This window comes from Azonexus hydrophilus, from assembly GCF_038368255.1.
GTDB classification, from domain to species: Bacteria; Pseudomonadota; Gammaproteobacteria; order Burkholderiales; family Rhodocyclaceae; genus Azonexus; species Azonexus hydrophilus.
The window spans coordinates 1864975-1889169 of sequence record NZ_CP151406.1 but is presented as its reverse complement, the minus strand read 5'-3'; the positions used below and the strand labels follow the sequence as shown (position 1 = coordinate 1889169).

15 protein-coding genes are annotated in these 24195 nt (G+C 63.6%); 12 read left to right on the top strand and 3 right to left on the bottom strand.

The annotated features are described in order from the left end of the window. Positions 1-132: 132 nt before the first annotated feature. From AADV58_RS09045 to AADV58_RS09030, 4 genes are read left to right on the top strand one after another with little or no spacing between them, the layout of a single operon-like run. Positions 133-1251 carry a hypothetical protein gene (locus AADV58_RS09045; RefSeq protein ID WP_341742950.1) on the top strand — a complete coding sequence of 373 codons (1119 nt, stop codon included), beginning with the start codon at positions 133-135 and terminating at the stop codon, positions 1249-1251. Positions 1252-1284: 33 nt separating this feature from the next. Continuing rightward, positions 1285-2517, top strand: a complete 1233-nt coding sequence (locus tag AADV58_RS09040) for a toxic anion resistance protein (RefSeq protein ID WP_341742949.1) — start codon at positions 1285-1287, stop codon at positions 2515-2517. A 49-nt stretch (positions 2518-2566) separates the two neighbouring features. Further along, positions 2567-4156 (top strand): VWA domain-containing protein, encoded by a 1590-nt coding sequence (locus AADV58_RS09035; protein WP_341742948.1) that lies wholly within the window; start codon positions 2567-2569, stop codon positions 4154-4156. Further along, on the top strand, positions 4153-4794 hold the full coding sequence (locus AADV58_RS09030) for a hypothetical protein (RefSeq protein WP_341742947.1): 642 nt from the start codon (positions 4153-4155) through the stop codon (positions 4792-4794). The genes AADV58_RS09035 and AADV58_RS09030 overlap by 4 nt, the downstream gene beginning before the upstream one ends. Positions 4795-4891: 97 nt before the next feature. On the opposite strand, the gene ppsA is transcribed toward AADV58_RS09030, so the two are convergent. Together ppsA and AADV58_RS09020 are read right to left on the bottom strand one after the other, a co-directional pair. After that, entirely contained in the window at positions 4892-7267 is a 2376-nt protein-coding gene (ppsA, locus tag AADV58_RS09025; RefSeq protein WP_341742946.1) for a phosphoenolpyruvate synthase, read from the bottom strand. A 37-nt stretch (positions 7268-7304) separates the two neighbouring features. Next, complete coding sequence (locus tag AADV58_RS09020) at positions 7305-8072, bottom strand: FCD domain-containing protein (protein WP_028995702.1); 768 nt, start codon at positions 8070-8072, stop codon at positions 7305-7307. A 171-nt stretch (positions 8073-8243) separates the two neighbouring features. Here AADV58_RS09020 and AADV58_RS09015 point away from each other — a divergent pair, with 171 nt between their 5' ends. The 6 genes from AADV58_RS09015 to ppsR are packed head-to-tail and all read left to right on the top strand — an operon-like array spanning position 8244 to position 17544. After that, positions 8244-9029, top strand: coding sequence for a (Fe-S)-binding protein (locus AADV58_RS09015; RefSeq protein ID WP_341742945.1), 786 nt, complete (start codon positions 8244-8246; stop codon positions 9027-9029). Then, positions 9026-9694: a LutC/YkgG family protein gene (locus AADV58_RS09010; protein WP_281984533.1), complete on the top strand. Its 669-nt coding sequence runs from the start codon at positions 9026-9028 to the stop codon at positions 9692-9694. The genes AADV58_RS09015 and AADV58_RS09010 overlap by 4 nt, the downstream gene beginning before the upstream one ends. Then, on the top strand, positions 9691-11127 hold the full coding sequence (locus tag AADV58_RS09005) for a LutB/LldF family L-lactate oxidation iron-sulfur protein (protein WP_341742944.1): 1437 nt from the start codon (positions 9691-9693) through the stop codon (positions 11125-11127). Before AADV58_RS09010 ends, AADV58_RS09005 begins: the two co-directional genes overlap by 4 nt. After that, entirely contained in the window at positions 11124-13895 is a 2772-nt protein-coding gene (locus tag AADV58_RS09000; RefSeq protein WP_341742943.1) for an FAD-binding and (Fe-S)-binding domain-containing protein, read from the top strand. The genes AADV58_RS09005 and AADV58_RS09000 overlap by 4 nt, the downstream gene beginning before the upstream one ends. Positions 13896-13950: 55 nt before the next feature. Then, positions 13951-16713, top strand: coding sequence for a phosphoenolpyruvate carboxylase (gene ppc, locus AADV58_RS08995; RefSeq protein ID WP_341742942.1), 2763 nt, complete (start codon positions 13951-13953; stop codon positions 16711-16713). Between the two features lie 12 nt (positions 16714-16725). Further along, on the top strand, positions 16726-17544 hold the full coding sequence (ppsR, locus tag AADV58_RS08990) for a posphoenolpyruvate synthetase regulatory kinase/phosphorylase PpsR (RefSeq protein WP_298397377.1): 819 nt from the start codon (positions 16726-16728) through the stop codon (positions 17542-17544). Positions 17545-17595: 51 nt separating this feature from the next. Here the strand turns inward: ppsR and AADV58_RS08985 are convergent, their stop codons facing one another. After that, positions 17596-19644 (bottom strand): PhoX family phosphatase, encoded by a 2049-nt coding sequence (locus AADV58_RS08985; protein ID WP_341742941.1) that lies wholly within the window; start codon positions 19642-19644, stop codon positions 17596-17598. A gap of 295 nt (positions 19645-19939) precedes the next feature. Here AADV58_RS08985 and cas9 point away from each other — a divergent pair, with 295 nt between their 5' ends. Beyond that, complete coding sequence (cas9, locus tag AADV58_RS08980) at positions 19940-23287, top strand: type II CRISPR RNA-guided endonuclease Cas9 (RefSeq protein WP_341742940.1); 3348 nt, start codon at positions 19940-19942, stop codon at positions 23285-23287. Then, positions 23274-24176 carry a type II CRISPR-associated endonuclease Cas1 gene (gene cas1, locus AADV58_RS08975; RefSeq protein WP_341742939.1) on the top strand — a complete coding sequence of 301 codons (903 nt, stop codon included), beginning with the start codon at positions 23274-23276 and terminating at the stop codon, positions 24174-24176. The genes cas9 and cas1 overlap by 14 nt, the downstream gene beginning before the upstream one ends. The last annotated feature ends 19 nt before the right edge of the window (positions 24177-24195 follow it).

Below are 24195 nucleotides of genomic sequence, written 5' to 3'. Positions count from 1 at the left end.
GGCATAAAAATCAGGCGGGTTAATCCCTGACGGAATTTCGCAGCACTGACGCTGCAAGCACCTGAAATATGACTGAAATATTATCCCGGTCCGGCGGTGCTACGATGGCTGCGTCCTATCGTGATGATTCCCATGCCCCTGGCCGACTTGATACGCAAGATCCTTGGCCCCTTGCTCACCCTGCTCCTGCTTGCCGGGGTGAGCCTGGGAATCTGGTATTCATTTCAGGGCCGCCTGGCCGAACAGCGCAACGGCAGCATCGAAACCGTACGCGGCCTGTCCGGCTCGGAAAAAATCCCTTTCCTCAAAGACCCACGGCTCCAGCAGCGACTGGAGAGTTTCGGCCTGCGTCTAGAGGCGCATAAGGCTGGTTCGCGCGAGATCGCCTTGCGCCCGGATCTGAACGAATACGATTTCGCCTATCCGGCCGGCACACCGGCAGCGACTAAATTACAGAAGGAACAGGGAAAGCATCAGGCTTACCCCACATTCTTCACCCCCATGGTGATTGCCTCCTGGAAGCCGGTGGTGGCCGTACTTGAGGCTCAAGGCATTGTCCAGAAACGTGATGACACCTGGTACATCATCGACATGCTCAAGCTGATGCACTGGATGGATGCCGGCAAGCGCTGGCGTGACATCCCCGGCAACAATCAGTATCCGGTCGGCAAGAGCGTACTGGTCTCGACCACTGACATCCGCACCTCCAATTCGGCCGCCATGTATCTGGCACTGCTCAGCTATCTGGCAAATGATCGGAACGTGGTGCAGGACGATTCGCAAGCCAACAAGGTACTACCCGTCATCGCACCACTGTTCCTCAAGCAGGGCTATCAGGAATCCTCCAGCGCCGGCCCGTTCGAGGACTACGTTGCCATGGGCATGGGCAAGGCGCCGCTGGTGCTGATGTATGAATCGCAATTCATCGAATACCTGGCCAACACCCCGGCCGCGCAACGCAACCCGGACATGGTGCTGCTCTACCCCGAACCAACCGTATATACCAAGCATGTGCTGGTGCCGATTTCCGAACGTGGCCGCCGCCTGGGCGAACTGCTCGCGGAGGACAGCGAATTGCAGCGACTGGCGGTGGAATACGGCTATCGTGTGGTTCAACCGGGACTGTTCGAGTCAATCAACCGGACACGCGGCATTTCTGCCCCGGCGACCCTGCTCGACGTGGTCGATCCGCCGGCCTACGAAATACTGGAACGGATGATTAACACCATCGAGCAGATGGCGAGCCGGTAAGCCCTTCACTTTGCCCAGCCCCCGGAGACCCCCATGAGCGAGACCACCGTCCTCACCCCGCCCAGTGTCCTGACCCCGCCAGCCCTCACCCCGCCCGAACCGGTGGCCGTGATCGAGCCGGAGAATGCCGGACGCATGGTGCAACTGGACTCGAAGGTCATCCCCGAACTGGATGCCCAAGTCGAGGCCTTCATCAGCGACACACTCGACCTGGACAAGCACAGCCCCGGCTTCCGCGAGCGGGTGGAGAGCATCCATCGCATGGGTGATGCCGACGCAATCCGTGCCGCCAGTGTCAGCAACCGCATGCTGGAACGGCCGGTACGTTTGATGAACGACGGCCTGTTCAGCCCTGGTTCCGGCATCGGCAAAGGGCTCGTCGAGCTGCGGCAGAAGATTGAGGCGCTCAACCCGGCGCACCAGGGCGATCTGTTCCAGCCGCGTAAACTACTCGGCCTGATTCCTTTCGGTAGCCGCATCGAAGACTATTTCGACAAGTATCGTTCGGCCCAGGGGCATATCAACGCCATTCTCGCCGGCCTTGCCGATGGCAAGGACGAACTGATGCGCGACAATGCCGCCATCGAGCAAGAGAAGATGGCTCTCTGGGAAACCATGCAACGCCTGGAGCAGTATGTCTATATCGGCAAGCGGCTGGACGAGAAGCTGGTCGGGCGGGTCGCCGAGATCGAGGCGGCAGACCCCGAGAAGGCACGCATCGTCAAGGAAGAGCTACTTTTCTACACCCGCCAGAAGGTCACCGATCTGCTCACCCAACTAGCAGTGAGCGTGCAGGGCTACCTCGCCTTGGACATGATCCGCAAGAACAATCTCGAATTGATGAAGGGGGTTGATCGTGCTTCCACCACCACCATCTCCGCGCTACGCACCGCAGTCATGGTCGCCCAGGCCCTGACCAACCAGAAGCTGGTGCTGGAACAGGTCAAAGCCCTCAACACCACGACCGAGAACATGATCGTCGCCACCAGCGAACTGCTCCGCACCCAGAGCGCCGAGATCCACCAGCAAGCGAGCTCCAGCATGATCGGTGTGGAAAAGCTGCAACAATCGTTCGACAACGTCTTCGCCACCATGGACAGCATCTCGGAGTACAAGGTCAAAGCACTGGACAACATGAAACTTACCGTCGATGCGCTCACCGGCCAGGTCGAGCGGGCCCGCAAGTACCTCGATCAGGCACGTGAAAGTGAGGCCCGTGAGGCTGCCCGGGTGGCTACGCCCGCCGACGGCGTGGTTCGTCTCTGAAACGCGCTTTCCTGTTCGCCCTGACGACCCCTTCATCCGGGAGCCCATCATGCCCTATTGGCTGCGCCGACTATCTTTCCTGCCGGCCCTGCTCGGCATTCTTATCCTCGCCGGCTGCGAGCGCGCGACGGAACAGGCAGCAGAGAACACGCTCACCGTGCTCGCTGGCTCCGAGCTCAAGGATGTCGAACCGCTACTGCCGCAACTGGAAGCCGCCACCGGCGTACGCCTGAAGTTCGAGTACAGCGGCACCCTGGACGGGGTTGAGCGCCTGCAAGGAGAGGAGTCGTTCGACACCGCCTGGTTCTCGCATGCCAAATACCTGATGCTGGAACCCAAAGCGAGAGCCCGTGTGCGGGCCTCGGAAAAGATCATGCTGTCGCCGGTAGCCGTAGGCGTAAAGGCTGATCGTTTCAAGGCACTCGGCTGGGAGCGGCAACCTGATCTGGGTTGGAAGGAGATTGCCCGCGCCGCCGAGGCTGGGCGTTTCCGTTTCGCAATGACCAATCCAACCTCGAGCAACAGCGGCTTTTCCGCCTTGATGGGGGTCGCTGCGGCCTTCTCGGGCAAGGCCGATGCCCTTACCGAGGCGGATGTGGAGCGGCTTGACCTGTCCGGGCTGTTCAAGGGTCACCAACTCACCGCCGGCAGTTCCGGGTGGCTGGCCGAAGCCTATGCCGAAGGCAATGCTCCTCTCGATGGCATGATCAATTATGAATCGGTATTGCTGGCCCACAACGCCACGCCCGGTGCGGTACCGATGCGTATCGTGTACCCGAAGGATGGCATCCTCACTGCCGACTACCCACTCCTTTTGCTCGACGAACAAAAGCGCGCTGCCTATGAAAAGGTAGTCGCCTGGCTCAAGGGCGAGACCGCGCAGACCTGGCTGATGCGTGAAACCCGGCGACGGCCGGTCAATCCAGCGGTGGCTGCCGACCGTACATTGTTCCCCGAGGTATTGCTGGGTGAACTCTCTTTTCCGGCCCGGATCGAGGTCATCGACCGCCTGCTGCTTTCCTATCTCGGCCGCCAACGCCGCCCCTCGCATGCCTTCTTCGTGCTCGATATCTCCGGCTCGATGGAAGGCGAGCGCCTCAATGGGCTGCGTGCCGCCCTGATCGGTCTGGCCGGCGGCGACGCCACGCTCACCGGACGCTTTGCCCGCTTCCAGAACCGGGAGCGCATTACCCTGATTCCTTTCTCCAGCCGGGTCGAGCATGATCTCGTGCTCGCCGCCGACATGGGGGACAGCCCGCAAAGCAATGAACGCACCCTGGCCAGGCTGCGCGATCATGCCCAGGCTTTGCACACCCGTGGCGGCACTGCCTTGTACGACGCGATCGTCGAGGCCTATCGCCAGACCGAAGTTGCCATGCGCGACAACCCCGATCGTTACTACACCATTGTCGCCATGACTGACGGCCAGTCCAACGAAGGCATGAGCCTGGAGAAATTCCGTACGCTCCATGCTGGCCTGCCGGAATCGCTTCGCCAGGTTCGGGTATTCACGGTGCTGTTCGGCAACGGCAACGCCGAAGAACTGACCGCGCTGGCAGAACTCACCGGCGGGCGCATGTTCGATAGCCGAAAGATCGGGCTGTCCAGCATGTTCAAGGCCATCCGCGGCTATCAATGACGCCACCCCTGCCTCTCGCCACGCGGATCTGGCTGTACCTGTACGGCTACCCCAACATCCTCGGCAGCCTGCTTGGCCTGGCCGGGCTGGGCTTATATTTCTTCGGCCTGATCGGCCCTGGTTGGGGCTATCTGGTAGCCGGCCTGTATATGCTCGGCGCACTGCTAGCCTGGCAACTGGCACCAGCCACGCCGCATCTCGCCTTTGCCCGCGAGGCCCACGCCGAAGCCTTGCTGGAGGAACTGGAACTGCTGGTTCGACGAGTCCGCAAGCGTTTGCCCAAGTCGGCCCAGGAACGTCTGGAAAACCTCCATCGCACCCTGGCCGAGTTGCTGCCTCGACTGGGTGAGCACACGGTATTTTCCGAGGAAGGCCATAGCGTCGAAAAGACCGTACGCGAATACCTGCCAGCGACACTGGAAAGCTACCTGCGCCTGCCGCCGGCGTTCGCCCACATCCACCCGCTGCAAGGCGGCAAGACTGCAGAGACCATGCTGCTCGACCAGTTGACCCTGCTCGAGGAACGCATGCAGCTCATGCTGACCAGCGCTCTCGCCGAGGATGCCCGCGCCCTCGCAGAAAACGGGGCTTTTCTGGAACACCGCTTCCGACCTTACGACTTCTTTAAGGCACACTGAGCCAAGGCCACTGCCGAACTGAGAATATCAAGCAAACTAAAAAGGCCGGGATCGCTCCCGGCCTTTCTGTTTTTTACACCACGTTTGATCGCAAGGATCAGCCCTTCTTGTGCGTCGCCAGGCGCGTCCAGGTGTCGACGACGGTATCCGGGTTCAGCGAGATCGAGCTGATGCCCTGGTCCATCAGCCACTCGGCGAGGTCCGGGTGGTCCGACGGGCCCTGGCCGCAGATACCGATGTACTTTCCGGCCTTGTTGGCGGCGGAGATGGCCATGGCCAGCAGCATCTTGACGGCCGGGTCACGTTCGTCGAAGAGGTTGGCCACCAGGCCGGAGTCGCGGTCGAGGCCAAGCGTGAGCTGGGTCAGGTCGTTGGAGCCGATCGAGAAGCCGTCGAAGATCTTGAGGAAATCGTCGGCCAGCAACGCGTTCGACGGAATTTCGCACATCATGATCAGCTTCAGGTCGTGCTCGCCCTGCTTGAGGCCGTGTTCGGCCAGCAGGTCGACGACCGCCTGGCCTTCGCCGACGGTGCGGACGAACGGGACCATCAACTGCACGTTGGTCAGGCCCATTTCTTCACGCACGCGCTTCATGGCGCGGCATTCCATTTCGAAACAGTCGCGGAAGGACTGGGCGACGTAACGCGAGGCGCCACGGAAGCCGAGCATCGGGTTTTCTTCTTCCGGCTCGTACAGCTCGCCGCCGAGCAGCTTGCGGTATTCGTTGGACTTGAAGTCGGACAGGCGGACGATCACCGGGTTCGGCCAGAAGGCGGCGGCGATGGTGGACACGCCTTCAACCAGCTTCTCGACGAAGAAGTCCTTCGGGCTGGCGTAGCCACGGGCGCGGCGCTTGATTTCCTCGCGCTTCGAAGCCGGCAGGCGCTCGACGTCGAGGATGGCCTTGGGGTGGATGCCGATCACGTTGTTGATGATGAACTCGACGCGGGCCAGACCGACGCCGGCGTTCGGCAGCTGGGCGAATTCGAAGGCCAGTTCCGGGTTGCCGACGTTCATCATGACCTTGACCGGGACGTCCGGCATGGCCGAGATGTCGCGGGTGGTGATTTCGAAGTCGAGGCGACCGCGATAGACATGGCCGGTATCGCCTTCGGTACAGCTCACCGTCACGGTATCGCCTTCGGTCAGCGTCTCGGTCGCGTCACCGCAACCGACGATGGCCGGGATGCCCAGTTCGCGGGCGATGATCGCGGCGTGGCAGGTCCGGCCGCCACGGTTGGTGACGATGGCCGAAGCGCGCTTCATCACCGGCTCCCAGTTCGGGTCGGTCATGTCGGCGACGAGCACGTCACCCGGCTTGACCTGGTCCATTTCCTTCGGGTCCTTGACGATACGGACCGGGCCGACGCCGATCTTCTGGCCGATGGCGCGACCGGAGGCGAGCACCTTGGAGAAGGACTTCAGCTTGAACTTTTCCTGCTTGCCGGCGGCCGCCTGCGACTGCACGGTTTCCGGGCGGGCCTGGAGGATGTAGAGCTTGCCGTCGACGCCGTCCTTGCCCCACTCGATGTCCATCGGACGACCGTAGTGCTTCTCGATGATCTGGGCATAGCGGGCCAGTTCCATGACTTCTTCGTCATTGATCGAGAACTGGTGGCGCAGGCTTTCTTCCACTTCTTCGGTGATCGTCGACTTGCCGGCGACCTTCTCGGCGGCGAAGGTCATCTTGATCATCTTCGAGCCGAGGTTGCGGCGGATCACGGCCTTCTTGCCCTGCTCCAGCATCGGCTTGTGCACGTAGAACTCGTCCGGATTGACGGCGCCCTGCACCACCGTTTCGCCCAGCCCGTAGGAAGACGTCACGAAGACGGCGTCGCGGAAACCGGATTCGGTGTCGAGCGTGAACATCACGCCGGCGGCGCCCTTGTCCGAGCGGACCATGCGCTGGATGCCGGCCGACAGCGCGACGTCGGCGTGCACGAAGCCCTTGTGCACGCGGTAGGAGATGGCGCGGTCGTTGTACAGCGACGCGAACACTTCCTTGATCGCGTGCATGATGTTTTCCAGGCCGACGATGTTCAGGAAGGTTTCCTGCTGACCGGCGAAGGAAGCGTCCGGCAGGTCTTCAGCGGTGGCCGAGGAGCGCACGGCGAAGGACATGTCGGCGTTGGATTCGGCGACCAGGCGCTGGTACTGCTCGGTGATGGCGATGGTCAGGTCCATCGGGAACGGCGTGTCGAGGATCCACTGGCGAATTTCGGCGCCGGTCTTGACCAGGGCGTTGACGTCATCGACATCGAGCGTATCGAGCGTGTCGTTGATCTTCTTGTCGAGGCCGGACTGCGCCAGGAACTCGCGGTAGGCGTGCGCCGTCGTGGCGAAGCCGCCGGGGACGCGAACGCCGGTATCGGCGAGCTGCGAGATCATTTCGCCGAGCGACGAGTTCTTGCCGCCGACCTGGTCGACGTCGGTCATGCGCAGTTTTTCGAAGGGGATGACAAGGGCTTCCATCAGTGGGTCCTTTCGGTGGGAATTGAAGATTGGAAAATCAGGAGTTCAGGAAATCGGTGTTCAGGCGGCGCTCGGCGGTTTCGCGGCGGGCGACCGAGCGCAGCGTCTGCGCCAGCGTCTCGCGGACGAAGTCGATGTGCGTCTCGGCGGCGGCGCGCGCGGCCTGCGGCTTCTTGTCGACGATGGCGGTGTGGATCGCGGTGTGCTGGCTCATCAGGAGCTTGCCGGCGGCCGGCACGCTCTTCAGTTCGCCAAGATTGAGGCGAATGTTGTCGTGCATCAGACGCAGCAGTGCTGCCGACAGGTGGCCGATCAGAACATTGTGCGAGGCGTCGCCGATGGCCTGGTGAAAGGCGATGTCGGCGGCCGAGCGTTTTTCGGTGTCATCGTTGTTGAACGAGGCCTGCAGCGCTGCGTAAGCCTGGTCGAGACGCAGCAGGTCGGCGTCGGTGGCGCGCTCGGCGGCCCATTCGGCGGCCTGTCCTTCGATCATGCGGCGGAATTCGAGCATGTCCTCGCGCAGGTTCGGGTAGGAACCCATCATTTCCTGCCAGGGGTCGAAGAAACTCTTTTCCAGTGCGGCCGTCACATAGGTGCCGCCGCCCTGACGGCTCTGCAGCATGCCTTTGGACGCCAGCTTCTGGATTGCCTCACGCAGGCTCGGCCGCGACACGCCGAGTTCAAGCGCCAGTTCACGCTCGGCCGGCAGGCGGTCGCCCGGCTTCAACGAACCTTCGAGGATGCGCCGCTCCAGCGTCGAAGCGACGGCATCGGAAATCCGCGGAACCTGCACCTTGTTCGGCATTGGTAAGACCACCTTGATTGGTAAGACCGCCACATTCTAGCCAGCGATCTGCAAAAGTGCAAGCATGGGGATTTCCCTAGTGGCATTGACCAAGTCACGGATTTACCTTAAATTTCTACCTCAGGAATTATTGGTCTTACCATTGAACCAATCAAACAAAACGGAGAGAGGATGACAATCGCCCAAACCCCGCCGGGCAAGCCGGCCGACGTGTATTTCTTCGCCACCTGCGTCGTCGACCAGTTCTACCCGGACGCCGGCATGGATGCGATCACCCTGCTCGAACGCGAAGGCATCCGTGTGCACTTCCCGGAAGACCAGACCTGCTGCGGCCAGCCGGCCTACACCAGCGGCTTCCATGACGAAGCTCGCCAGGTCGCGGCACATCAACTGACGCTGTTCCCGGAAGACTGGCCGATTGTCGTGCCCTCCGGTTCCTGCGCCGGCATGATGAAGCACCATTACCCGACGCTATTCGCCGCCGACCCGGTGCGCAAGGTGCAGGCCGAAAAGCTGTCGGCCCGGGTCTGGGAATTCACCCGCTTTCTGGTCGACGTCCTCGATTTCAAACCCCAGGACTGCGGCAGCGACTGCACCGTCGTTCTCCACACTTCCTGCTCGGCGCGCCGCGAGATGGGCGTCCATGTCAGCGGTCGCCAGTTGCTCGGCGGTCTGGCACAGGTCACCGTCGCCCAGCAGGACCACGAATCCGAGTGCTGCGGTTTCGGCGGCACCTTCTCGGTCAAGCAGCCGGAAATTTCCGGCGCCATGGTCGAAGACAAGGTCAAGTCGCTCAAGGCCACCGGCGCCGAGCGCGTGGTCAGCGCCGACTGCGGCTGCCTGATGAACATCCTCGGCCACGCTGCCTGGAAGGACGCCCAGGAAGGCCGTCCGCCCACCCTGCCCGGCGAACACATCGCCACTTTCCTGCTGCGCCGTACCGGAGGTGCCAAATGAGCGCCCGCGACCGCATCCTGGCCCGCCTGAACCGTAGCGCGCCTCAACAGCCGCTTGCCCTACCCGACGTCGGCAACTGGTACGCCACCCATCGCAGCAGCGAAACCCCGGCCGACAAGGCCCGTCGTTTCCGCCACTACATCGAACTTGCCCATGCCGAAGTGCATGCGGTCAGCCGCGACAACTGGGCCGACACCCTGCACCAGGTGCTCAAGGCGCGTGGCATCGACCGGCTGCTGGTCGCCGAAGGTACGCCGCACGGCGACACCGCACTCGACGCACTGCCGCCGCGCGGCATCGAGTGCAGCGTCTACGACATGGCCATCGAAGCCTGGAAATCGGAAATGTTCACCGCCACGCCGGCCAGCCTGACCGCCGCCCGCGCCGCCATCGCCGAGACCGGCACGCTGATCCTGTGGCCGAACGAGAAGGAACCGCGGCTGATGTCGCTGGTGCCGCCGGTACACATCGTGCTGCTCGACGCATCCAACATCTACAACACCTTTTTCGAGGCGATGACTGCCGAAGCCTGGAACAACGGCCTGCCGACCAACGCCCTGCTCGTTTCCGGCCCGTCGAAAACCGCCGACATCCAGCAGACCCTGGCCTACGGCGCGCACGGCCCGAAGGAACTGATCGTCCTGCTGCTGGGAGAAAAAGCATGAGCGAGCACACTTTGCACTTCAAGCCGGCCGAAGGCTTCCGCGCCCGTTCCAAGGCGGTCGTCGACAATCCCTTCCTGCGCCAGAGCTTCCGTGGCGCGATGGACTTCCTGATGAGCAAGCGCGCCGCCCAGTTCCCCGACCCCGAGGAACTGGAAAGCCTGCGCAACCTGGGCGAAGCGATCCGCCAGTACAACCTGGCCAAGTTGCCCGACCTGCTCGAACGCCTGGAAGCCAACCTGATCCGCAACGGCATCAAGGTGCACTGGGCGGAAACGCCAGACGAGGCCAATGCGATCATCCTCGGCATCATCCAGGGCCACGGCGCGACCCGGATGGTCAAGGGCAAGTCCATGGTCAGCGAGGAAATCGAACTCAACCACGCCGCCGAAGCGGCCGGCATCGAGGCGCTGGAATCGGACATGGGCGAGTACATCGTCCAGCTCGCCAACGAAAAGCCCTCGCACATCATCATGCCGGCGATCCACAAGACCAAGGAGGAAATCGCCCGCCTGTTCCATGAAAAGGTGCCCGGCGTCGATTACACCGACAACGTCGATGCGCTGATCCAGATCGGCCGCAACGTCCTGCGCCAGAAATTCCAGGAAGCCGAAATCGGCCTCTCCGGCGTCAATTTCGCCGTCGCCGAAACCGGCACGCTGTGCCTGGTCGAGAACGAAGGCAACGGCCGCATGTGCACCACCGCGCCGGCCGTACACATCGCCATCACCGGCATCGAGAAGATCGTCGAAAAACTCGAACACGTGCCGCCGCTGCTGTCGCTGCTGACCCGCTCGGCCACCGGCCAGAACATCTCGACCTACTTCAACATGATCTCCTCGCCGCGCAAACCCGGCGAGAAGGACGGCCCCGAGGAAGTGCACCTGGTGCTGCTCGACAACGGCCGCAGCCAGGCCTACGCCGACGAGCAACTGCGCAAGACGCTGCAGTGCATCCGTTGCGGCGCCTGCATGAACCACTGCCCGGTGTATACGCGCATCGGCGGCCACGCCTACGGCACCACCTACCCCGGCCCGATCGGCAAGATCGTCTCGCCGCACATGCTCGGCCTCGACGCCACCGCCGGCCTGACCACCGCCTCGTCGCTGTGCGGCGCCTGCGGCGAAGTCTGCCCGGTGAAAATCCCGATTCCGGACCTGTTGATCCGCCTGCGCAGCGAAGCCTTCTCGGCCCCGCACGCCAACCCGGCAATGCGCGGCCAGGGCGCCGGCCATTCGTCGCTGATCTCGGCCATCTGGCGCGGCTGGGCCTTGGTTTACCGTTCGCCCGCGCTGTACCGCGCCGTTTCGTGGCTGGGCAGCCGTTTCGGCTGGCTGATGCCGTCGCGCCAAGGCGCCTGGACCACCGTCCGCGAACCCCTGCGGCCGGCGCCGAAGCGCCTGCGCGACCAACTCAAGGAACGCAACAAAGCATGAGCCAGCTTCTGACCGCCGCCCTGCGCGAAAAACTGCCGACCTCGCAGGTCATCACCGACGAACTGCGCCGCCTCGCCTACGGGACCGACGCCAGCTTCTACCGCCTGATCCCGCAGGTCATCGCAATCATCGAGAACGAAACCCAGGCCCGCCACGTACTGGCCACCGCCCACGCGCAGCAGGTGCCGGTCACCTTCCGTGCCGCCGGCACCAGTCTGTCCGGACAGGCGATTTCCGACGGCATCCTGGCGCTGGTCGGCGAGGGTTTTGCCACCTGCGAGATCGCGGCGGACGGCGGCAGCGTCCGTCTCGGACCGGGCATCGTCGGTGGCGAGGTCAATCGACGGCTGGCGCCGCTGGGGCGCAAGATCGGTCCCGACCCGGCCTCGATCGGTGCCGCCAAGATCGGCGGTATCGCCGCCAACAACGCTTCCGGCATGTGCTGCGGCACGGCCCAGAACAGCTACCGGACGCTGGCCGGCCTGCGCGTCATGCTCACCGACGGCACCCTGCTCGACACCGAAGATCCACTCAGCCGCGACGCCTTCGCCAAATCGCACGCCGTCCTGCTCGGCGAACTCGAACGCCTGGGCCAGGCGACGCGGGCCAACCCGCGGCTGGCCGAACGCATCCGCCAGAAGTTCAAGATCAAGAACACCACCGGCTACAGCCTCAACGCGCTGGTCGATTTCGAAGACCCCTTCGACATCCTGGCGCACCTGATGATCGGCTCCGAAGGCACGCTCGGCTTCATTTCGCGAATCACCTACCAGACCGTCGTCGAGGACCCGTGCAAGGCCTCGGCGCTGGTTTTTTTCCCCGACATCCGCAGCGCCTGCGAAGCGGTCATCCGGCTCAAGACGCAACCCGTCGCAGCCGTCGAACTGCTCGACCGGCCGGCGCTGCGCTCGGTCCAGGACAAACCCGGCCTGCCGGCGGTGATGCGCAGCCTGGGCGACGACGCGGCAGCGCTGCTGATCGAAGTGCGGGCCGGCGATGCCGCCGCGGTCGCCGACAAGATCGCCGCCGTGCACGGTGCGCTGGCCGGCGTCGCCACGGTCGAGCCGGTTCAGTTCTCGACCGACCCGGCGACCTGCGAAATGTACTGGAAGGTGCGTAAAGGCACTTTCCCGGCGGTCGGCGCGATGCGCCGCACGGGCACCACGGTGCTGATCGAGGACGTCGCTTTCCCGATTGCCGCGCTCGCCGACGCCACCCTCGACCTGCAGGCGCTGCTCAGGAAGCACGCCTACGACGAGGCGATCATTTTCGGCCACGCCCTCGAAGGCAACCTGCACTTCGTGATCACCCAGGATTTCGCGACGCCGAGCGAGATCGACCGCTACGCGCGCTTCATGGACGAACTGTGCGAGATGGTGGTCAGCCGCTACGACGGCTCGCTCAAGGCCGAGCACGGCACCGGCCGCAACATGGCGCCCTTCGTCGAACTCGAATGGGGGCGCGAGGCGACCGAGCTGATGCACCGGATCAAGGCGCTGTTCGACCCGGCCGGCCTGCTCAACCCGGGCGTCATCCTCAACGCCGACCCGCAGGCCCACCTCGCCCACCTCAAGCCGATGCCGGCGGCCGAAGACATCATCGACCGCTGCATCGAATGCGGCTTCTGCGAGCCGCTGTGCCCGTCGCACCGGCTGACGCTGAGCCCGCGCCAGCGCATCACCAGCGTCCGCGAACTGGCCCGCCGCGAAGCGGCCGGCGAAGCCGCCGGCAAAATCGCCGAAGAGTACGCCTACATGGGCCTCGACACCTGCGCCGGCTGCGGCCTGTGCTCGACCGCCTGCCCGGTCGGCATCGACACCGGCGACCTCACCCGGCGCCTGCGCGGTCGTCGCCTGAACGACGGCGCACGCGCGATCAACGCCTGGACCGGGCGCAATTTCGGCGTCCTCGCCGGTGCCGCCCGCGCTGGCCTGACGCTGGGCCACGCCGCCGCCGCAGTGGTCGGCCAGAAAACATTGGCGAAACTGTCCGGCGGCGCCTGGAAGCTGCCGATGCCGCGCGCCGGCCGCGCCCCGGCTGCGATCCACACCGGCGGCGACCCGGTTGTCTATTTCCCGACCTGCGGCGGGCGCATTTTCGGGCCGACCGCTGCCGGCGAACCGCAACTTGGCGACGTCGTCCTCGAACTGCTGCGCCGCGCCGGCTACGCACCGATCCTGCCGGAAGGTTTCGACCAACTGTGCTGCGGCCAGATGCTGGCCAGCAAGGGCCTGGCCAGCGAAGCCGACGCGATGTCGGCGCAACTCGAAGCCGCGCTGCTGAAAGCCTCCGACAATGGTCGCCACCCGGTGATCATGGACGCCAGCACCTGCACCGCCCGCATGCAGCAACATCTGGCCGGCCGCCTGCAGCTCTTCGACTTCCACGAATTCGCCCACGACGCGCTGCTGCCACGCTTGATGATCGTCCGCCAGGCCGAACCGGTTGCCCTGCACATCAACTGCAGTGTGCGCAAGAGCGGCAGCGACGCCAAGCTGCGCGCCTTGCTCAAGGCCTGCGCCGAAACCGTGATCGAACCGGCGGCCGTGACCTGCTGCGGCTTTGCCGGTGATCGCGGCTTCGCTGTTCCCGAGCTCAACCAGCACGCCCTGCGCCACCTCAAACCGGCGCTGCCGGCCGGCTGCGCCTGCGGCGTATCGACCAACCGGACCTGCGAAATCGGCCTCACCGCCGAATCGGGCATTGACTACCGCTCGATCGCTTATCTGCTCGAGAAATGCAGCCGACCGCTGGAAATCCCTTGCTGACCGCGTGGCCCGCCACTCGTTACAATCGCTGCATATTCACCCGCCTGGACCTGCCATGACCGATTCCGCCCTCGACAGCAACAAGGACGAACCCCTGCGCAACGACATCCGCCTGCTCGGCCGGCTGCTCGGCGACACCGTCCGCGACCAGGAGGGCGCAGCGATTTTCGACATCGTCGAACAGGTCCGCCAGACCGCCGTGCGCTTTGCCCGCGACGGCGACCCGGCCAGCCGTGACGAACTCGCTGCCCTGCTCGACCCGTTGCCGCGCGACACCACCCAGGCCGTCGTCCGCGCCTTCAGCTACTTCCTGCAACTGGCCAACATCGCCGAGGACGAGCACCACATCCGCCGGCGCCGCGCCCACGACCTGGCCGGCTCGCCGCCGCGTGAAGGCAGCCTGGTTTTCGCGCTGGACGCACTGGCTGCCGCCAAGGTTTCGCCCGAAGCGCTGGCCGATTTCTTCGCCCACGCCCTGGTCGCCCCGGTGCTCACCGCCCACCCGACCGAAGTCCAGCGTCAGAGCCTGATCCGCAACCACCGCGAGATTGCCCGCCTGCTCGACCGCCGCGAACGCCAGCAACTGACGCCCGAAGAAGCCGCCGACAACGAACTGGCGCTGGCCAACGCGATCCTGACGCTGTGGCAGTCGCGCATGCTGCGCCCGGTCCGGCTCAAGGTCATCGACGAGGTCAAGAACGGCATCAGCTACTTCAAGGAAACCTTCTTCAGCGAACTGCCGCGCCTCTACATCCAGGCGACCGAGCAATTGCAGAAGCGCTACCCGGAGAAAGTCTGGGCGCTGCCGCCCTTCTTCCGTGTCGGTTCGTGGATTGGCGGCGACCGTGACGGCAATCCCTTCGTCACCGCCGACATCCTCAACGAAGCGCTGCGCCTGCAATCGGCAGCCACGCTCAATCACTACCTCGACGAAATCCACGAGCTCGGCGCCGAACTGCCGCTGTCCGACCTGCTGGTCAAGGTGACGCCGGAACTCAAGCTGCTCGCCGATCTGTCGCCCGACCAGTCGCCGCAGCGCATCGATGAACCCTACCGGCGCGCCCTGTCGGGCATCTACGCCCGACTGGCGGCGACCGCCCGGGCGCTCGACCACGTCGACCCGGTGCGTCACGAGATCGGCCACGCCGAACCCTACGCCACGCCGGCCGAACTGCGCGGCGAACTCAAGGTGCTGACCAATTCGCTCAAGCTCAACGGCAGCGCCCGCCTTGCTGGTGGCCGTCTGCGCCGGCTGCTGCGCGCGGTGCAGGTGTTCGGCTTCCACCTGGCGCCGATCGACCTGCGCCAGAACTCCGAAGTGCACGCCCGCAGCGTCGCCGCCTTGCTCGCCGCCGCCGGCCGTTGCCCGGATTACGAAGCGCTGCCGGAAAACGAGCGGATCGCGCTGCTGACCGCCGAAATCGCCTCGCCGCGCCCGCTCTACTCGCCGTGGCTCGATTACGACGAGGAAACCCGTGGCGAACTGGCGATCTTCTTCGCCGCCCGCGAACTGCGCGCCAAGTACGGCGAGGCGGCCCTGCCCAACTGCATCATCTCGAAGACCGACGGCGTCTCCGACCTGCTCGAACTGGCGCTGCTGCTCAAGGAAGCCGGGCTGCTGCGCCCGGGCGCCGAGCCGCGCCTCGACGTCAACATCATCCCGCTGTTCGAGACCATCGAGGACTTGCAGAAGAGCGCCGCGATCATGGACCAGCTCTTCGCCATCCCCGGCTACCGCCAGCTGGTCGCCGGCCGTGGCGACGAGCACGAAGTCATGCTCGGCTACTCCGACAGCAACAAGGACGGCGGTTTCCTGACCTCGGGTTGGGAACTGTACAAGGCGGAAATCCTGCTCGCCGACACCTTCGCCCGCCACGGCGTTCGCCTGCGCCTGTTCCACGGGCGCGGCGGCTCGGTCGGGCGCGGTGGCGGCCCCTCCTACCACGCCATCCTGGCCCAGCCGGCCGGCGCCGTTTCCGGCCAGATCCGCCTGACCGAACAGGGCGAAGTCATCTCGACCAAGTACGGCACGCCCGACACCGGTCGCCGCAACCTCGAAGTGCTGCTCGCGGCGACGCTGGAAGCCAGCCTGACCGACCACGAGAACAAGGTCGAGCCGGCCGGCCAATTCCACGGCGTGATGGACGATCTCTCGCTGCGCGCCTTCAATGCCTATCGCGGCCTGGTCTATGAAACGCCCGGCTTCACCACCTACTTCCGCCAATCGACGGTGGTTTCCGAAATCGCTTCGTTGAACATCGGCAGCCGCCCGGCATCGCGCAAGGCCTCCGAGCGCATCGAGGACCTGCGGGCGATTCCCTGGGTCTTCTCGTGGGCGCAATGCCGGCTGATGCTGCCCGGCTGGTACGGCTTCGGCTCCGCCGTCGACGGCTACCTCGCTGCCAACCCGGACGGCCTCGCCACGCTGCGCCGCATGCTCAAATCCTGGCCCTTCTTCCAGAGCCTGTTGTCGAACATGGACATGGTGCTGGCCAAGACCGACCTGGCCATCGCCTCGCGCTACGCCGAACTGGTCGCCGACAGCGAACTGCGCGAGCGCATCTTCAGCCGCATCGTCGGCGAATGGCAGCTGACCCGCCGCCACCTGCTGGCCATCCTCGAACGCGACGATTTCCTCGCCGACAACCCCATGCTCAAGCGCTCGCTGCAACTGCGCGCGCCCTACATGGACCCGCTCAACCACCTCCAGGTCGAGCTGCTCAAGCGCCATCGCGGCGGCGACACCGACGAGCGCGTCGCCCGCGGCATCCACATCACCATCAACGGCATCGCTGCCGGATTGCGCAACAGCGGTTAAAATCGCCAGACCATGCCCAATCCGATCAAACGCACCGTATTCTTCATCTCCGACGGCACCGGCCTGACCGCCGAAGCCCTCGGCCACAGCCTGCTGACCCAGTTCGAGGACGTCGAGTTCAAGCAGGTCCGCATCCCTTTCCTCGACAGCCTGGAAAAAGCCCAGGACGCCATCGCCCGGATCAACGCCCAGGGCGAGGCCGACGGCATGCGTCCCATCGTGTTCACCACCCTGGTCAACCAGGAACTCGGCGAACTGGTGCATCAGGCCGACGCCTTCTGCCTGTCCTACTTCGAAACCTTCCTCGCCCCGCTCGAGGCCGAACTCGGCCGCAAGTCCAGCCACACCGTCGGCCGCTCGCACGGCACCGCTGAAAGTTCGGAATACAAGAAGCGGATCGAAGCCATCAACTACACGCTGGCCCACGACGACGGCATCACCGACCGCGACCTCGAAGAATCCGACGTCATCCTGGTTGCCGTTTCGCGCTGCGGCAAGACGCCGACCTCGCTCTACCTGGCCATGCAGTTCGGTCTGAAGGCGGCGAATTTCCCGCTGATCCCGGAAGACTTCGACCGGGGTCGCCTGCCCGGCACGCTGGAAAAGCACCGCAGCAAGCTGTTCGGCCTGACCATCCAGCCCGAACGCCTGCACCAGATCCGCGAAGAACGCCGCGCCGGCAGCAAGTACGCCTCGCTGCCGAACTGCCGCTACGAAATCGCCGAAGCCGAAAAAATGATGCGCCGCGAAGGTATCCGCTGGCTCGATTCATCGACCAAGTCGATCGAGGAAATCTCGGCGACCATCCTGCAGGAACTCAACCTGCGCTGAGGAAACGCCCAATACCGCTTCTTCTGATCAGCGGCATTGGGCAAACCGGGCTCAGGTACCGATCACCCCGCCGTCGTCCTTGGTGATGACGATGGTCGACGAACGCGGGTAGCGCCCCTGATTCGGCCAGGTGCCGCGCAATTTGCCGGCGGCAAACTCGTCGGCCGAGGTCGTCGCCCCGGGATGCTGGACATTGACGAACATGGTGCGGCCGTCCGGCGTCGTCACCACGCCGGTGATCTCCTGCCCCAGCGGGCCGACCAGGAAGCGACGCAGTTCCTTGCTGTTCGGGTCGGCGCACAACATCTGGTTGTTGCCGAACTGCACGTAATCGCCCTTGTTCATGGCGCTTTCGCTGATGTCCGTCTGTATCCACAAACGGCCGTTGCGGTCGAACCACAGGCCATCCGGGCTGTTGTGGATCTGCTCGGCGCTGAGCGGCTTGCCGGCCAGTTCCGAATCGCCGGCCGGGCCGGACAACAGGAAGATGTCCCACTTGAAGTGCGTCGCCGTCGGCGAATTGCCCGCCTCCGTCCAGCGGATGATGTGGCCCCAACGGCTTTTCGCACGCGGGTTGGCCTTGTTCGTCTCGTTGCGGCCGCTGTTGTTGGTCAGCGTGAAATAGACCTGCCCGGTTTTCGGGTCGATGGCGCCCCACTCCGGACGATCCATCCGCGTTGCCCCGACGCGGTCAGCCGCCAGACGGGTATTGACCAGCAGCTCGGCCTGGCTGGCGAACAGCTCGCGGGTCAGCGCGCCCTGGCCGACGACCAGCGGCAGCCAGTCGCCCGTGCCATCGTCGTTGAAACGCGCCACGTACAGGGTACCGTCGTCGAGCAAGGCCCCGTTGGCCAGGCCCTTGGCCCGCTCGAACACGCCGCGCGAAACGTACTTGTAGATGTACTCGTTGGTCGCATCGTCACCGGAATAGCACACCACCGGCTGCCCCTCGACACCCTTGTGGAAAATCACGCCCTCGTGGGCAAAGCGCCCCAGCGCGGTACGCTTGACCGGCGTGCTGGCCGGGTTGAAGGGGTCGAACTCGACCATCCAGCCGAAGCCGTTGGCCTCGTTGCGATAATCCTGATTCGCCGCCGCCCCCGTTGCCGTGACGTCGAAACGGACAAAGTCGTCGGCACCGCTGTCGGCCAGCTCCCAGCCGTAACGCGAAGCCGCCGGCTTGCTGTCGCGGCTGCGCACGCCGTAACGCGACTGCTCGCGCGGACGCTCGCCCGCCGGCACGCGGTTGATGAAATAACCGGCCCAGTTTTCCTCGGCCATCATGTAGGTATTCCACGGCGTCACGCCGTGCGCGCAATTGTTCAAGGTACCGCGAACCCGCGTGCCATCCGGGCTGTAACGCGTCCGCACAAAATCGCTGCCGCGCACCGGCCCGGCAATCTCCATCGGCGTCAGCCCGGTGATGCGACGGTTGCGCGCATCCGCCACCATCTCCCAGCGACCGTTCTCGCCCCGGCGAATACGCACCACCGAAACCCCGTGGCCATTCAATTCCTTCAGGCATTCATCCGCCACCCGCTTGCCATTGACCAGCGCCGGCACCGCGTCGCGATCCAGCTTCTGGCCCACCGCGCTGGCGTGCATGAAACGCGGCTCGACATACTCGTGATTCATCACCAGCAAGCCGTCGTCCGAACCGCCGTTGAACGGATCGCGCCCCTCGATGGGGAAGAAATGCATGCCGTCATGATGGCTGCCCATCTGGCTCGCCTGATCCGCGCCGCTGTTCTTCAGCGGATCGAAAGCCGGCATCCTGCCGGTGATCGGCGTCCCCCACGGCAACAACGGCTGCGCGCGATACCCCGGCGGCACCCGCACGGTATCGGCATCGCTGATCGCCACCGCCGAAAAACCGAGCAGGCGGCCACCCGCAACACCTGCCGAATTCGTCGCACACGCCGTCAGCCCCGCCCCCGCAAACAGCGAAGCCACCGACGCCGCCAAGCCCCCCTTGAGCACCTGCCGCCGCCCAAGATTGACCGCCAGCACATCACTGAAATGCCGGTTGCCGCTGTGATTGGACACAGGCTCATCGCCATCGCCGTTGTCGATGATCAGGTTCGGAGGAAGACTGGACATGGGATCGCTCCTGTTCGGGGACATTTTGGACAGGCGGATCGTAGGTGGGTTATGCGACAGTGCTGTGACAGGGTAGCCGGAAACGGCGAACAGACCTGCGGCCTATCGATTAGCAGCGAAAATTCCCGCCACTTCAGTGACAACTCAGATGCTGGAATGAAGAAGGCCCGGCAGGTTTCCCTGCCGGGCCGGATTCGGTCGTCACCCGAAAGTGACACCTTATTGTAGCAACGGCTCTCACCCCGGAAAGCTACATGGCGTTATTCTACGCACTCTGAATAAATAACTGCAAATCATGAGCGCGACATACACCATTGGTCTGGACATTGGCATCGCATCGGTCGGCTGGTGCGTTCTTGGCGAAACCCACATCATTGACTTGGGCGTGCGCGCCTTCGACAAGGCCGAAACCGCCAAGGAAGGGGAATCGCTAAACCTCGCCCGACGCAGCGCGCGCCTGATGCGGCGGCGCTTGTTCCGCCGGGCATGGCGGTTAAAGAAACTGGCCCGCCTACTGAAAAGCGAAGGTCTGATAGCCGACGCCAAGGCATTCCAGCCTGAGCATGCCTTCACCCAACCGCTCTGGCAATTGCGCGTCGACGGCCTAGACCGCCGCCTGAACGACGAAGAATGGGCACGCGTCATCTACCATCTCTGCAAACACCGGGGCTTTCACTGGATCAGCCGCGCCGAAGCAAAGCAAGCCGAGGGTGACAGCAAGAGCGAAGGCGGCAAGGTCAAGCAAGGACTGGCCGGCACCGCCAGACTCATGGCGGAAAAAGGCTATCGCAGCGCGGCCGAAATGGTGCTGGGCGAATTCCCGGAGGCGCAACGCAACAAACAGGGCGAATACACCAAAGCCCTGGCGCGGGAACTGCTCGCCAAGGAACTGGCGCTGCTCTTCCAAAAGCAACGAGAACTCGGCAATCCCCACGCATCAAACACGCTGGAAGCCGCCATCCTCGGCAACGGCGACAAGAAGAGCGGATTGTTCTGGCAGCAAAAACCGGCCCTTGCGGGCGCCGACCTGCTCAAGATGCTCGGCACCTGCACCTTCGAAAAAGGCGAATACCGCGCACCGAAAGCCAGTTTCACCGCCGAACGCCACGTCTGGCTGACGCGTCTGAACAACCTGCGCATCGTCACCGATGGCGTCACCCGCCAACTGAGCGAACAGGAACGCCAGCTCTGCCTGCCCTTGCCTTACCAACAAGCCGGCGACCTGACCTACAAGCAACTCGGCACGGCGCTGACCAAAGCCGGACTGCTGGAAGCCGGCAGCTTCAAATTCACCGGTCTCGCCTACCCCACCGAAGCGCAAAAGGCGGAAGGCAAGGCGAAAGACCCCGAATCCGCCACGCTGATCAAAATCCCCGCCTGGCAGGAACTGCGTCAAACGCTGACCAAGGCCGGCCTCGACGACGAATGGAAAAAGCTCTCGGGCGATGCGCTCTGCGGGCAACCGGAAATCCTCGACCAAATTGCCTGGGTGCTCAGTGTGTACAAGGACGACGACGAAGTCCGTGCCGAACTCGCCAAGCTGTCGCTCCCCAATCGCGACGAGCTCATCGACGCCCTGCTCAACATCCGTTTCGACAAATTCCACGCCCTGTCGCTAAAAGCTCTGCGCGCCATCGTGCCGCCCATGGAAAAGGGGCTGCGCTACGACGAGGCCTGCGTCGAGGCCGGCTATCACCACAGCCAGTTGCACAAGGTCGGTGAAGGCGAACACAAATATCTGCCGCCGCTCTACGCCGGACGCGACAAGGACGGCCGCATGCGCTTCGCCGAAGATGCCGACATCCCGCGCAACCCCGTCGTCCTGCGTTCGCTGAATCAGGCGCGCAAGGTGGTCAATGCCATCATCCGCCGCTATGGTTCGCCGACTTCGGTCCACATCGAAATGGCCCGCGATCTCTCGCGCCCCCTCGACGAACGCAACAAAATCAAGAAGGACCAGGACGAATACCAGGCCCGAAATCAACGCGACCGGGAACAGTTCATCGAGTTGTTCGGCCATCCCCCCAAAGGCCTGGAGTTTGAAAAATGGCGCCTGTATCGAGAGCAGAACGGGCAATGTGTTTACTCGCAGAAGCCGCTGGCGCCGTCAGGCAACGTTGCCGAAATTTTCTTCGAGGGCTCCACCGAAATCGACCACGCTCTGCCCTACTCGCGCAGTTTCGACGACAGCAAGAACAACAAGGTGCTGGTCCTGACCCGCAAAAACCGAGACAAGGGCAATCGCACGCCTTACGAGTATCTGGGCGGTGCCGAAAACAGCGAACGCTGGCAGCGCTACGTCGCCTTCGTCGAGGCGAACAAGGCATATCGGCTGGCCAAACGCACCCGCCTGCTGCGCAAGGATTTCGGCACCAAGGAAGCCGAAGAATTCCGCGAACGTAACCTGAACGACACCCGCTATATCTGCCGCTTTTTCAAGAACTACGTCGAGCAGCATCTGAAACTCGCCAAAGGCAGCGAGGCCAGACGCTGCGTCGTCGTCAGCGGCCAACTCACCAACTTCCTGCGCGCCCGCTGGGGGCTGCTCAAGGTGCGTTCCGACAGCGACCGTCACCATGCACTGGATGCGGCCGTTGTCGCGGCCTGCAGTCACAGCATGGTGCAGCGCCTGTCCAATTACTCGCGCACCCGCGAACTGGAACAGGTCCGCGTTGGCTTCGTCGACATCGAAACCGGCGAAATCGTCAATCCGGTCATGCACCAGCAACTGCGCGAACATTTTCCCGATCCGTGGCCCTACTTCCGGCACGAACTCGAAGCCCGCCTGAAAATCGATTCGCAGGAACTGCTGCGCGAAGAAATGGCACGCCTGCGCAGCTACAGCGAGGAAGAACTCGCAACCCTCAAACCCTTGTTCGTTTCCCGCGCACCGCAACGCCGCAACGGTGGTGCTGCACACAAGGACACCATCTACGGTCAACCGGAGAAATTCAAGGAAAAAGGCAGCGTCTCGCAGAAAATCCCCCTCTCCAGCCTGACGCTGAAAGACCTCGATTTGCTCGCTGACCCGCACCGGAACACCAAGCTTTACGGGGCCATACGGGAACGCTTGGAAGCCCACGGCGGCAAGGGCGACAAAGCCTTTCCAGCCAGCAACCAGCTACGCAAACCCGACAAGGACGGCAACCAGACCGGCCCCATCGTTCGCACCGTCACCAAGGTCATCGACAAGCTGTCCGGCATCCCGGTACGCGGCGGCATCGCCAAGAACGACACCATGCTGCGTGTGGATGTATTTGCCAAGGCCGGCAAATTCCACTTAGTCCCGGTTTATGTGCATCACCGGGTGACGGGTTTGCCGGACCGGGCGATTACCCGCGGCAAAGATGAAGAGCAGTGGGCAATCGTCGATGACACTTTTGAATGGCGCTTCTCGCTCTATCCAAACGATTTAGTGGAAATCCGTCTCAAAGATGAAACTCACTTAGGCTATTACGCCAGCACAGACCGGTCGACTAGTTCAATTAGCATCTGGGCACATGACCGAAACCAATCTGTTGGGAAAGACGGACTGATTCGCAGCATAGGTGTAACCACAGCGAAGGACATTAAGAAATTCCACGTCGACACCCTCGGCAACATCTACCCCGCCCCGCCGGAGAAACGTCGTGGGCTGGCGTAGTGTGATGATCTCCCGGCCGGCCAAGCTGCGCCGGGAGCATTTTTCCCTGGCCATCGAGCAGGAGCAGACGGCTTTTGTCCCCTTCGAAGACATCGCCATCATTGTCCTCAACCACCGCGACATCCAGCTCACCCACCCGGTCCTCTCGGCCTGTGCCGATTACGGCATCGGCCTCTACGCCACAGGCGACAACCACCAGCCCAACGGCGTTTTCCTGCCGTTTCTCGCGCACTCCCGCACCACGCGCCTGATGCGCAAACAAATGGACATTCCCCGCCCGCTGGCCAAGCAGGCCTGGGCCTGCATCGTTCGGCGCAAAATCGAAAACCAAGCGGCCGTGCTGCGTTTTTGCGCAAAAACCGGGGGTGACCGTATGGATTCCTACGCCCGGCGCGTGCGTTCGGGCGACACGGAAAACCTCGAAGGACAGGCCGCCGCCTTCTATTTCACCCAACTCTTCGGCCAGGGCTTTTATCGCGCCGAAGAACGCTGGGTCAATGCCGCACTCGATTACGGCTATGCCGTGTTGCGCGGCGCCATTGCCCGGGGACTGGTCGCCCACGGCATGCACCCGCCCATCGGCCTCTTCCACGCCAGCGAGCAAAACGCCTTCAATCTTGCCGACGACCTGATCGAACCCTTCCGCCCCCTGGTCGACCTGTACGTCGCCAAAAACCCGGCTTTCACCGAAGGCGATCTCAGCCCGAAGGACAAAGCAGAACTGGTTGCCTTGCTCAACGTCGATGTTGGCATGCCGCAAGGCAAAATGTCCGCGCTTTCAGCCATCGAATATGCAGTCGAAAGTCTTGCCCGGCTATTCGAACAAGGCAACAGCGAGCTTGAGCTTCCCGGCCTGATCGGCTTGCAGGCCCACCGGCTGGAATGCTGATGCATGGGACTGGAGACAC